The sequence below is a fragment of the Psychromonas arctica DSM 14288 genome, assembly GCF_000482725.1.
In the GTDB taxonomy this organism is placed as follows: Bacteria; Pseudomonadota; Gammaproteobacteria; order Enterobacterales; family Psychromonadaceae; genus Psychromonas; species Psychromonas arctica.
This window is the reverse complement of sequence record NZ_KI519477.1, coordinates 305,140-318,209: the sequence shown is the minus strand read 5'-3', so window position 1 is coordinate 318,209 and position 13,070 is coordinate 305,140. Positions and strand designations below refer to the sequence as shown.

Below are 13,070 nucleotides of genomic sequence, written 5' to 3'. Positions count from 1 at the left end.
ACGTGAATGGATTAATGACACTATGGGCCGATACGGGAGTTGCAAACTTTCAGTGGCCTGAATTAGTGATGATGGCCGTCGGAGGGTTGCTATTGTACTTAGCGATCGCGCGTAAGTTTGAGCCTTTATTATTACTACCGATTGGTTTTGGGGCTATCTTAGCGAATATCCCTAATGCAGGTTTTAATGATGAAGGAGGCATGCTTTATTACATCTACCATATTGGTATTGAAACGGGGGTGTTCCCGTTAATTATCTTCATGGGGGTGGGCGCATTAACTGATTTTGGTGCTTTGATTGCTAATCCTAAAACTTTATTTTTAGGTGCAGCTGCACAGTTTGGTATTTTTGCGACGTTATTTGGCGCTATTTTATTAAACTTAGTACCTGGTTTTGAATTTACGCTTGCTGATGCTTCTGCGATTGCCATTATAGGTGGTGCTGATGGGCCGACGGCTATTTTCTTAGCGTCTAAACTTGCCCCTGACTTACTGGGTGCAATAGCGGTTGCTGCTTACTCTTATATGGCATTGGTTCCTATTATTCAACCGCCGATCATGCGTGCATTAACCACGCCTGAAGAGCGTCAAATTAAAATGGAACAGTTACGCCCGGTCAGTAAGAAAGAAAAAATTATCTTCCCGTTAGCGGTATTGTTCATGACTATCTTATTTTTACCGGCAGCTACGCCATTGGTTGGCATGTTCTGTTTAGGTAATTTAATGCGAGAGTCTGGTGTTGTTGACCGTTTAAGTTCAACTGCACAAAATGAACTGATTAATATTGTTACGATTTTCTTAGGCTTAGGCGTTGGTTCTAAACTATCTGCAGATAAGTTCTTGAACTTAGAAACATTGGGTATTTTAGGGTTAGGTGCAATTGCTTTCTCGATTGGTACTGCCTCTGGTGTATTGATGGCTAAAGCAATGGGACGTTTCTCAAAAAGTCCAATCAATCCTTTGATTGGTGCAGCTGGAGTTTCTGCGGTGCCGATGGCTGCGCGTGTTGCTAATAAAGTTGGATTAGAAGCAAATCCACATAACTTCTTATTAATGCATGCTATGGGTCCTAACGTTGCCGGTGTATTAGGGAGTGCGGTAGCAGCTGGTGTACTATTAGCGATTGTTGGCTAGATAAGCTGTTAACAAATGATACTTATTAATTAAGGCCACTTTTTAGTGGCCTTTTTTATAGGGGGATCAATACTTATTCTTAAAAGCAAAAGTAAAAGTAAAAGTAAGTATAGGCGTTATTTTGGTGTTTCCTACAATATAGAGAATTAACTTTGGCATTTTTAAGAAAAATATATGAATGATTTTTGGCTGCTATTTAGCAGTGGTTTTATCTCCTCAACGTTATTTCCAGGTGGCTCTGAAGTGCTGTTTATTTATTACTTGCAGCAACAGTTATCTTTGAAATGGGAATTTTTTTTTGCTGTAACCATAGGTAATAGTTTAGGCGCAGTAGTGACTTACTTACTTGGTTATTATATTAATTTTGGACAGGAAAAGGCGGCTTTAAAATACCCTAAAACATTATTGTTCTGTCAAAAGTGGGGAAATGTTGCATTATTATTAAGTTGGCTGCCTATCATAGGTGATGTGATCTGCTTATTTGCTGGTTGGCTTAAGCTCTCCAGAGGACGTGCTTTTATCAATATCGTGATTGGCAAAAGTCTGCGTTATTTGTTCTTAATGTTTTTATTCCTTATTTTTCCATAACACTCTTGATTCGGGAGTAAAAACGCTTAACAAAAGACCAATTTTTTACTGTTCTAAGTACTGCTTTCTTGTTTCTATTAAATGCTTATTTAGTTCAACTAATTTAGGTGGTAGAGTTAGCGCTCTAAAAAAATCACCTAGGGGTTTACACTTGGCTAAGAACTTTCAACAGCGTATTAATTTCCTCAGCGAGCATCCTGAGAGCTTCATTGCATTCGGTCGTGGTATAGAACGCGAAACGTTACGTGTGAACGAGGATGGTAAGCTATCGCAAGAGGGGCACCCTAGTGCTTACGGTAGCGCACTTACACATACTTCTATCACCACTGATTTTGCTGAGAGTCTGTTAGAGTTTATTACGCCGGTTGCAACGAGCGTAGATCAACTCTTTAACTATCTTAATGACATTCATCATCATGTGGTTATGAACTTACCGAGTGAACAATACCTTTGGCCAATGAGTATGCCTTGTTATGTGATGAGTGAAGATAATGTGCAACTAGCACAGTATGGTTCATCTAATATTGGCAGAATGAAAACGACCTATCGCCAAGGTCTTAAAAACCGTTACGGTAGTATGATGCAAATTATTTCTGGCGTGCATTATAACTTTTCATTACCTGCAGCATTTTGGGATAATTGGGGGGAGCTGCATGGATCTCCACTAACCGGTCAAGCCGCTCAATCTGCTGGATATATGGGATTAATTCGAAATTACCTACGTTATGGTTGGGTTATTCCTTATTTGTTTGGTGCTTCTCCTGCTATTTGTAAATCATTTTTACAAGGTAAAGAAACAAAACTTCCTTTTGAAGCGACAGGTAAAGGAACCATTTATTTACCCTACGCGACGTCATTGCGTTTGAGTGATTTAGGTTATACCAATAGTTCTCAATCAGATTTAAATATCTGCTATAACAGTTTAAACACCTACCTTGATAGCGTGCGTAAAGCGTTATCTAAAAAAGAGTCTAAGTTTACTGCGATGGGCATCGTCAAAGATGGTGAATATGTTCAGCTTAATGACAATGTTTTGCAGATAGAGAACGAATTATATGCCTCTATTCGTGCTAAACGTGTTCAAAAAGCTAATGAGACACCATCGCAAGCATTAAAAGCACGTGGTATTGAATATATTGAAATCCGTTCTTTAGATGTGAATCCATTTTGTAAATTAGGTATCACTCAAGAGCAAGTAAACTTCTTAGATCTATTTTTAACTTGGTGTGCAAGTGTTGAATCACCAACGTTATCGCAAGAAGAATACGCAGCCTGTGCGGATAACTTTAATGAAATGGTAACACGAGGTCGTGAACCTGAACTTACTTTAACCATTGCCGAGCAAACAAAAGATGTTGCAGGTTGGGGGAAGTGGTTAAATCAGCAACTGTCTGAAATGGCGTCGTTATTAGATAAAGAGCGCGTGGATAATCGTTATCAAAATGCAATGCAACATATCAGCCCTCGTTTTGAAGACCCAGAGCAAACCAGTTCTGCGCGTATTTTAAAGTGCATCAAAGATTCTACGGGTGATAATGGGACATTAGCATTGAGTTTGGCAAAACAGTATAAAGTCGAGCTACAAGAGCAACCTTATTCTATTTGGTCTGAGCAGATATTTGCACAGCAAAAGCAAACGTCAATTGAAAAGCGTGAAGCCATTGAAGCTGCAGATACGTTGAGTTTTCCTGATTTTTTAACCGATTACTTTACTAACGCTAAAAAAGTATAAACCGCATCTAGCGAGTTATCCCTAACAGCATGTACCTTGTACGTGCTGTTAAAATTTCTCTGCGCAACGTGTTAGGTAACTATTAATCTGTTTTGGATGTTATTCATTTAGTGCTAATGAAATAGGAAAATGACACGTTATTCTGCGATTAACAGAGAGGTTTAAAGTAAAGCTATGCATTTATTTAAAAAAATAATCACTTTAATTTTTCCTATCGCATTAATCGCCTGTGCAACACCACCTCCTAAAAATCCTGAAAATATTTGTGATATTTTTTTTGAAAATCGGGACTGGTATAGTGCTTCCAAAAAAATGCAAGAGCGATGGGGGACTCCCATTCATGTGCCGATTGCTATTATGTATCAAGAAAGTAGTTTTAAACATGATGCCGCGCCACCGATGCAATACTTTTGGTTTATACCCATTGGGCGAGCAAGTGATGCCTACGGTTATGCACAAGCCAGAGACATGACTTGGAGTGACTACCAGCGGGAAACAGGTAATGACTGGTCTAATCGTGATGATTTTGATGACGCTATCGACTTTATGGGTTGGTTCACCAGTAAAACGCATAAAATAAATGGTGTGTCGAAGTGGGATGCTTACGGCCAGTATTTGAATTATCATGAGGGTTGGACAGGATACAAGCGTAAGAGTTACAACAAAAAAGCGTGGCTAGTAAAAGTCTCTCGCAAAGTGGATGTACGTGCTAAAAAATATGCAACACAGTTAAAAGGTTGCCAAGAAAATTTGGATTCGAGTTGGTTATGGCGACTGTTTCATACCTAGTCAGTAGATGTAATACTCTACGTAATCGATCAAACTCGGTCCTTGAAATGAATAGATAGATAATTAATTAAGTAATAAGGAAACACCCTATGCCATTATTAGATAGTTTTACCGTTGACCATACTATTATGAAAGCGCCAGCAGTACGTATTGCTAAAACCATGCAAACACCAAGTAAGGATACTATTACAGTATTTGATTTACGTTTCACCGCGCCTAATAAAGATATTTTATCTGAAAAAGGCATTCATACATTAGAGCATTTATACGCAGGGTTTATGCGTGATCATCTCAATGGTGATCAAGTTGAAATTATCGATATTTCACCAATGGGATGCCGTACTGGGTTTTACATGAGCTTAATCGGTGCACCAACAGAGCAACAAGTGGGTCAAGCTTGGTTAGCGGCAATGCAAGATGTGTTGAATGTAGAAAATCAAAATCAAATTCCAGAACTAAATGAATATCAATGTGGCACTTATGCCATGCACTCATTAACTGAAGCAAAAGAGATTGCACAAGCAATTATAGATGCGGGTGTTGGTATCAATAAAAATGATGATATTTCATTGTCTGCAGAGCAATTGCAGCAACTGTAAGTATCAGATAACTATTAAGGCTGCTTTGCAGCCTTTTTTTTGCTTTATTTTTTAGTGAATTGTTTTATATCAAGTATCAAAAAAACTGATGCTTTACATTGAGGGCTCAATTACGTCATTAATGGACTCTCATGAAGTACACCCTGAAGCAGTTACAAGTTTTTAACGCTATCGCGAGCAATGAAAGTGTTAGCCGTGCAGCAGAGCACCTATGCATGACACAATCTGCTGTGAGTATGTCCTTAGCACAACTAGAAAACTTACTTGATCGACCTTTGTTCATTCGTCATGGTAACCGTTTAACCTTAAGCCATTGGGGGCGATGGTTAAGACCGCAGGCTCGCAAACTGATCCAGAATGCACAGCAAATTGATCAAGGCTTAAAAGATCAGCATTTAATCAGTGGGACCTTATCATTGTGTGCAAGCCAAACCGCGGCTGAACACCTATTGCCAAAACTAATCAGTAATATCGATAGTGACTTTCCTGAACTACGCATTGAACTTTTTGTTGAAAATAGTGAAGAGGTGATTCGAGGATTACTAAATCATGAATTTGAATTGGGTATTATTGAAGGGCGCAATGATGATAGTCGTGTTATTCAAGAAGCTATTTTTGATGACCATTTAGTTATTTTTACCAACACCCATCACCCTTACGCACATTCAAAGGTGGTTAACCTTGCGCAGTTAGAGCAAGCCCGGTGGATTTTAAGAGAGCATGGGGCTGGTACGCGACGTATTTTTGAAAGTGCGGTACATGGTTTAATTGACCACCTTGATGTATGGAAAGAATATGAAAGTGTCCCTGTTATTAAAGAATTGGTGAAAAATGGCAGTTATCTAGGCTGTTTACCCTTGTTAGATGTAAAAAGAGAAGTTGAACGTTGCGAATTAGTGATATTGAACACACCTGAATTAGATATGCATCGTAGTTTATCGTTTGTTTGGTTAGATGATTTAGGGCAAAATCCATTAAAAGATTGCGTTATAACAGAAGCTAAACGTTTAGTACGTAGCTTGCAAAAAAATAGAATTAATCATTTTTCCGATTAATTCTATTTTTTATGGAGCAGGCAGATAACTTTAAGCTATGCCATTTTGAGTCACGTAGCGTGAGTTATACGACTATATTAAGCTGCTTGATCCGATGTGGTTTTTTGTTGGACCTCAGAAACACCTTTTTCTTGAAACTGCATCTGTAACAGTAAATGCTGAGTAATATGCTGGCGAGTGATCGTACCCACTACGATACCATTATCAATCACTGGATAAATAGAAGGTCGTTTAGCTGCCGCTTTATTCAGGCGTTGATGGTAACTTAGGTATTGGCTTGATAATAAAACACCTGAATCGCTAACCGGATATAAGATGCTTTTATCGACGGTCATAAATTCAATTAATTCTGCAATACTTTGCTCTGGAGTAACACTTAAGACTTCAGTTTGCATCACATCAGCGACACTTAATTGCTGATCTAACTCAAAATCATTTGCCCACCAATTACGTAATAAATCCTGCTCTGAGACAAAACCAAGTAGTTCTTTTTGCTCATTGATGACAACTGCTCCACGCGCTTGCTGTGCTGATAATTCCAATAAAGCAGAGGTTGCCGTTTGTTGTCCTGAAAAAGTGATGGCTTTTGTATCCATTAGCTGTGCAACTGTTAGGTCAGTTAAAAATGTATTGTTCATAATGGGTGTTCCTTGTGATGGTAAATAAGTGGTCGTGGCGAGGTCTGATGTTGATCCGTGAGTCAGTGATGTCGGTGTTATTGATTGTGTTGTTAATGGCGCTGGATTTGTTAATGGTGCTGGATTGGTTAATGGAACAGGAACATCTTGGTAAATTAACCAATACCCTAGACCAACCATTACTCCTCCTCCGACAATATTGCCTAGAGTGACCGGAATTAAATTGTTAAGCACAAAATGACTCACTGTTAAGTCAGCAAAACTATTCGCGTTATACCCCAATGAGATTAAATACTCAGCAGGTACGGTATGCTGTAAAACAATCCCCAAAGGCACCATAAATAGGTTCGCGATACTATGTTCAAAACCGCTACTGACAAACATTGCAACCGGTAATATCAGTAAGAATGACTTTGTTAGCATATCTTTACTGCTAAATGTCATCCAAATACCTAAACACACTAATAGGTTACATAGCACGCCTAACGAAAAGGCTTGTAGCCAACTGTGGTGGATTTTATGCTGCGCTACATGCAGCGCATTAATACCCCATTGCCCACCGTCAAGTTGATACATTTTGGCACCAAAAATAAGTAATAAAATTAGCATCGCCCCAACAAAGTTGCCTAGGTAAACACGTGCCCAGCAACCGATTAACTGTAGAGTACTTAATTTCCCTTGAGCCCAAGCAACGCTACTCAATACGGTACTAGTGAATAATTCTGCTCCACATACCACGACGAGTATTAAGCCTAAACTAAATGCAGTGCCCCCCGCTAAACGTGTGAGGCCCCAAGAAGAGGCATCGCTACCGGTCGTTACCGTAAGGTAAAAAACAAATGCAATGGCGATAAAAACACCTGCAAATACCGATAAGCCAAAAGAATGAAGTTTACTTTTATTGGCTTTCTGTACGCCATAATTACTGACATCCGCTAAAGGGTGTGAGCTAGCTACTGCTTGGATCGTATTAGTATTTAAGTGTTTAATGGCATGGTTCATATGCAATCACTAAGCCTCCTGCAATAAAATGATATGAAGTGGTTGTCATTGTTTATCTCCTCTTGGATTCAACTATTAATTGAACGCTATTGATGCGTTGTAAAAACAATACGATCATTTTCAGATAAAGAATATTTGATAGTTTTTATTCTCAGAATCAAAAAGATTGATACTTAAAAGCAAACTCAACAATTTCAACAATATCAATAAACGTAACAATCAAGTTCACATGCTTAATCCAGTCACTACAAGGTGGCGCTGGTCATCAGTAATTAATTTTTTTCTGGCGGGAAATGACTAAGGGGAGGGGCTTAAACACTAAATTCAAAGGAAAAAAAAGCAAACCGATTGGTTTGCTTGATAGAAAGTAGCTGATTTTGTGTTCTTAAAATAGCGAGGTTAATCGATTTTTATACTAAATGAACTGATAATATTAGTTTTCCTCAGTATATAAATGAGGAATAATTTTCACTAACTTAACCATATTATTTTCAACTTCTATGATTTCCATAGGGTAACCGCAGATACGAGTACTTACTGCTGATGTTGGAATCGTTTCAAGATGTTCAAGGATCAAACCATTTAAGGTGCGCGGTCCATCGGTAGGTAAAGACCAACCCATTTCTTTGTTCAAATCACGAATACCTAAGCTACCTTCAATAATATAACTATCATCTTGTTGCTTGTGGATCTCTTCAGAACTGTGCGGTTCATGTGTTGTAGTGAAGTCTCCAACAATCTCTTCTAATATGTCTGCTAAGGTCACTAACCCTTGAATATCACCATATTCGTCCACCACTAAGCCCATACGTTCTTTGTTTTGTTGGAACTTAATCAATTGCGTATTCAGTGGTGTGCCTTCTGGAATAAAGTACAACTCACGCACACTTCTTAACAATGTAGTTTTAGTGAAGTCTTCTTTTAACAGGATCAATAGCGAGTCACGTGCGTGTAAGAAACCAATAGAGTCATCAATGGTGTCGCGGTATAACAAAGTCATAGTATGCGTACGATGTTTTAACTGCTTTAAAATCGTATCCCAATCTTGGTTGATATCAATCGCTGCAATTTCATTACGTGGCACCATGATTTCATCGACGGTGACTTTCTCTAACTCAAGAATACTTAAGAGCATTTGTTGGTGATGCTCAGGGATCATTGAGCCGGCTTCATGTACAACAGAGCGTAATTCGTCACTTGATAACGCATTATCACTTTGATTATGAACACTGATACCAAATATTCTTAATAAACCGTTAGAAATACCATTAATACACCAAACTAATGGGCTTAATATTTTTTGTAGAGGAGCTAATAATACTGAGCTAGGAAAAGCAATTTTTTCAGGGTATAAAACCGCGAGTGTTTTAGGTGTGACCTCGGCAAAGATTAATATGACTAATGTCAGTACGCCTGTCGCAATAGCGATACCAGCATCACCAAACATGCGTTGCCCTATGATGGTGGCAATCGCAGAAGCCAAAATATTAACTAAGTTGTTACCAATCAAGATCAAGCCGATCAATTTATCTGGTTTGTTTAATAGTTTTTCAACACGTAGTGCAGTTTTGTTTTTATCTGCTGCTAAGTGCCGTAAACGATAGCGATTTAAAGACATCATGCTGGTCTCTGAACTAGAGAAATAAGCTGAGATGATGATTAAAACGACTAAACTAATAAATAATGCACTTGTGGGTATTTCGTTCAAGAGTACTCTCGATAGTTGCTTTTAAAAAAATTAAAAATGATGACCTTGATATTATCGAAGAAATGCAAATATAACAAAGTAGATTTTCTAAAAAAACCTATAAAAAAACATTTTGACAAGATTATGTGAACTATTGAAAATTCGCAAACCTATTCCCCAAACTATTTACCTAGCTATTTACTCTGCTATTCACCGACTTATATAGCGCTAACGATTACTGAACTGCGAGTTGTATGGCTCTGAGCACTATCCTGTATATGCTCAATTAAAACTCAATAATGGTCATTTTATGACGTTAATCACTTGTCAGTGTGTTAATTAATATTGATAATGCCGCCTTTTGACTAATTGGGCCTGCTTATCAAACCTTTACTGTTTATTACATTACTATTTTTGTCATTATCTTCCTATGCCGAAAACACACAAATCCAATCCTTTTCTAGTGCTAAAAAGAAATTAGAAAAAGAAGTCTATACCGATCCTCAAGAACGTCACACTTTATATTGCGATGCAGAGTTTGATAGCAAAAAAAATGTGATTGCTAGCTCCGGCTTTGAAAGCAAAAAATACAAAAAACGAGCAAAACGCATTGAGTGGGAACATGTTGTGCCAGCAGAAAACTTCGGGCGTAACTTTACTGAATGGCGAAGTGGTGATAAGCAATGCGTGACGAGCAAGGGTAAAGCCTATAAAGGGCGACGTTGCGCAGAAAAGACCAATGCAGAATACCGATATATGCAAGCTGATATGTACAATCTATATCCCGCGATTGGGTCAGTTAATGCAAGTCGCAGCAATTATAACTTTGTGATGTTAGGCAATGTTCAAAGTAGTTTTGGTAGCTGCGCAATGAAAATAGAAAAGCGTAAAGTAGAGCCGCCTGTACAAAGCCGAGGTGTGATTGCACGTACTTATTTATACATGGATACTATTTATCCGAGTTATAAAATGAGTCGTCAGCAGCGTCAGTTAATGACCGCTTGGCATAAAACCTATCCCGTTAATGCATGGGAATGCGAACGTGCTAAACGTATTCAAAAAATACAGGGCAACAATAACGAAATAGTACAGCAAAGTTGCCAAGCTGCTGGACTAAACTAGTCCCCATCAAATTGAGTTTAATAAACTACACACTATTTAATGAAACCGTTCTAATGAAATCAGTTTAATGGCATTATTTTAATGGGGTGTAGAGGCTTCTTAAGGCAACAAGAATGTAAACCATCTTGTTGAGTGCTGATAGCTGTTTATCTTTTTTAACTGCTTATCATAACAAGATGGTATCACTTAGCTGTGAACATGCTGGCGTAAAGGATCAGAGAATAATTTCTCTAACAAAGCGGCTACCAAAGTAAGCAAGTGTTAAAAATGATGAGCCTACGATGGTAATGTAAATCACTAAACGGCCACGCCATCCTTTCTTGAAATGCCCCCATAACAAGGTCGCATAAATAACCCAAGCAATAATCGTCAGCACAGCTTTGTGCGCGCTTTCACTTGCAAACATATCATCTAAAAACATAAAGCCAGTGACCAATGTACAACTTAATAAGATAAATCCTATTAAAATAAACTGAAATAAGCTTTTTTCAAGTGTCATTAAGGGAGGTAAATTCAACCCTGCGATAGGCGATCTGTGTTTCTTTAATCGGTAATCGACATAGGCTAATTGTAAGGCAAATAAACTGGCGATGACCATCATGGCATAAGCGAGTAACGCTAAAATAATATGTGAGCCAACCTGCGGATTATCTTCCAAGTGGGTAATGTAATGACTTGGTAAATACACCACGGCGATAAAATTGATAATATTAAACCCATACACGATTGGCAACAGAACGCCGGTATTGATTTTTTTGTTGATAGCCAGTGACAGTGCCGCAATTAAAAAACTCACCAATGAAACAACATTTAAAATAGGCAAGTTTTGACCATTTATTAAAAAGATGTTCTGATATAACCAAGCAGCGTGGCTTAATAGTGCGACACTTGATAAGGTAATAATCTGATAGCTTAACTTTGCTTGAGGTGAAAATAATTGGCGGCTAGCAAGTAAGCCACTTAGTAAATAAAATACAACACTGATAGTTGCCAGTTGACTCATATATTACTGCCTTTACTCAGAAAAATGGCTTTTAATAACCTTCATTATAAGCTTTATTGAATGGATGAGAAGTTAATACTATTTTGAAAAAGCATAAATGCGTATAATACACAAAATCCTAATTATTTATAGCTATGAGACATAAACATGTTTGAGAATTTAACGGACAGATTGTCGAAGTCACTGAAAAGTATCAGTGGTAAAGGTCGATTAACAGAAGACAACATTAAAGGCACATTACGCGAAGTACGTATGGCGTTGTTAGAAGCCGACGTAGCTTTACCGGTTGTTCGTGACTTTATTAAAGCAATCAAAAAACGCGCAATTGGACAAGAAGTTGCCAAAAGTTTAAACCCAGGCCAAGCCTTTATTAAAGTTGTACAAAACGAACTTGAATTGGCAATGGGTGAAGTCAACGAAAATTTAAATTTAGCGACCCAACCGCCAGCAGTATTATTAATGGCGGGTTTACAAGGTGCGGGTAAGACCACGTCTGTTGCTAAGTTGTCATTATTATTAAAAAATAAAGAAAAGAAATCAGTTTTAGTCGTGAGTGCTGACGTTTACCGTCCTGCGGCGATCAAACAGTTAGAAACCCTAGCGGGTGAAGTGGGTGTTGAGTTCTTCCCAAGTGATATCTCGCAAAAGCCAATTGATATTGCCAATGCAGCTATTTCCCATGCGAAAAAGAAATTCATTGATGTTGTGATTGTCGATACGGCAGGTCGTTTGCATGTTGACGGCGAGATGATGGATGAAATTAAAGATTTACATGCAGCGATTAATCCTATTGAGACATTGTTTGTTGTAGATGCAATGACAGGCCAAGATGCGGCTAATACAGCACAAGCATTTAATGAAGCCTTGCCATTAACCGGTGTTATCTTAACAAAAGCTGATGGTGATGCGCGTGGTGGTGCTGCACTTTCAATTCGTCATATCACTGGTAAACCGATTAAATTTATCGGTATGGGTGAGAAAATTGATGCTTTAGAACCTTTCTATCCAGATCGTATTGCGTCTCGTATCTTAGGTATGGGTGATGTTCTTTCATTAATCGAAGAACTTGAAACTAAAGTTGATAAAGATAAAGCGGCTAAATTAGCGAAAAAAGTTCAAAAAGGGAAAGGTTTTGACCTAGAAGATTTTCGTGACCAATTAGTGCAGATGAAAAGCATGGGTGGCATGATGGGCATGATGGATAAATTGCCGGGTATGTCGAATATTCCTGATGCAATGAAAGATCAAGTGAATGACAAAGCAACCAATCAAATGGAAGCGATCATCAATTCAATGACTAAAAAGGAACGTGCCAAGCCTGAAATTATCAAAGGTGGCCGTAAGCGTCGTATCGCTGCGGGTTCTGGTACGCAAATTCAAGATGTGAATAAACTGCTTAAACAGTTTACGCAAATGCAAAAAATGATGAAGAAAATGGCCGGTAAAGGCGGTGGCATGCGTAAAATGATGAGTGGCATGCAAGGCATGATGCCTGGTATGGGCGGCGGTATGCCGGGCATGGGAGGCGCTGGATTACCGCCTGGTTTAGGCGGTTTCCGTAAAAAATAAAACATAATCAAACACAATGTTAGGATTGTTTAGAAACCCCGTTGAATCTTATTCAACGGGGTTTTTTTATATTTTAGCCGTTTGAATTGATTGCTAACTGTGATTTTGATTGTTCTTTTTCTAAATAAGAGTATAATTTTGCGGCTTTCTACA

The 13,070-nt window shown here is 38.3% G+C and carries 11 protein-coding genes; 8 read left to right on the top strand and 3 right to left on the bottom strand.

Annotated features, from left to right (window positions below; translation table 11 throughout):
• Positions 1-14: 14 nt before the first annotated feature.
• From H592_RS0112965 to H592_RS0112940, 6 genes are all read left to right on the top strand, one after another.
• Entirely contained in the window at positions 15-1,133 is a 1,119-nt protein-coding gene (locus H592_RS0112965) for a sodium ion-translocating decarboxylase subunit beta (RefSeq protein WP_220485959.1), read from the top strand.
• Between the two features lie 174 nt (positions 1,134-1,307).
• A complete protein-coding gene (locus H592_RS0112960; protein WP_028869143.1) occupies positions 1,308-1,721 on the top strand; it encodes a YqaA family protein in 414 nt (137 codons plus the stop codon).
• A 151-nt stretch (positions 1,722-1,872) separates the two neighbouring features.
• Positions 1,873-3,453, top strand: coding sequence for a glutamate--cysteine ligase (gene gshA, locus H592_RS0112955; protein ID WP_028869142.1), 1,581 nt, complete (start codon positions 1,873-1,875; stop codon positions 3,451-3,453).
• Positions 3,454-3,627: 174 nt separating this feature from the next.
• Entirely contained in the window at positions 3,628-4,242 is a 615-nt protein-coding gene (locus tag H592_RS0112950) for a transglycosylase SLT domain-containing protein (RefSeq protein WP_028869141.1), read from the top strand.
• 89 nt (positions 4,243-4,331) lie between these two features.
• Positions 4,332-4,841, top strand: a complete 510-nt coding sequence (gene luxS, locus H592_RS0112945) for an S-ribosylhomocysteine lyase (protein WP_028869140.1) — start codon at positions 4,332-4,334, stop codon at positions 4,839-4,841.
• A 131-nt stretch (positions 4,842-4,972) separates the two neighbouring features.
• Entirely contained in the window at positions 4,973-5,896 is a 924-nt protein-coding gene (locus tag H592_RS0112940) for a LysR substrate-binding domain-containing protein (protein ID WP_028869139.1), read from the top strand.
• 77 nt (positions 5,897-5,973) lie between these two features.
• Here H592_RS0112940 and focA read toward each other — a convergent pair whose 3' ends face one another.
• A complete protein-coding gene (gene focA, locus H592_RS22305) occupies positions 5,974-7,536 on the bottom strand; it encodes a formate transporter FocA (protein ID WP_156916117.1) in 1,563 nt (520 codons plus the stop codon).
• Between the two features lie 433 nt (positions 7,537-7,969).
• Positions 7,970-9,244 (bottom strand): HlyC/CorC family transporter, encoded by a 1,275-nt coding sequence (locus tag H592_RS0112930; RefSeq protein ID WP_028869138.1) that lies wholly within the window; start codon positions 9,242-9,244, stop codon positions 7,970-7,972.
• Positions 9,245-9,637: 393 nt separating this feature from the next.
• Between H592_RS0112930 and H592_RS0112925 the strand changes: the two genes are divergently transcribed.
• Positions 9,638-10,345, top strand: a complete 708-nt coding sequence (locus H592_RS0112925; RefSeq protein ID WP_245600421.1) for an endonuclease — start codon at positions 9,638-9,640, stop codon at positions 10,343-10,345.
• Positions 10,346-10,559: 214 nt separating this feature from the next.
• Here the strand turns inward: H592_RS0112925 and H592_RS0112920 are convergent, their stop codons facing one another.
• Positions 10,560-11,348, bottom strand: coding sequence for a cytochrome C assembly family protein (locus H592_RS0112920; RefSeq protein WP_028869136.1), 789 nt, complete (start codon positions 11,346-11,348; stop codon positions 10,560-10,562).
• A 147-nt stretch (positions 11,349-11,495) separates the two neighbouring features.
• Here H592_RS0112920 and ffh point away from each other — a divergent pair, with 147 nt between their 5' ends.
• Positions 11,496-12,917, top strand: a complete 1,422-nt coding sequence (ffh, locus tag H592_RS0112915; RefSeq protein ID WP_028869135.1) for a signal recognition particle protein — start codon at positions 11,496-11,498, stop codon at positions 12,915-12,917.
• The last annotated feature ends 153 nt before the right edge of the window (positions 12,918-13,070 follow it).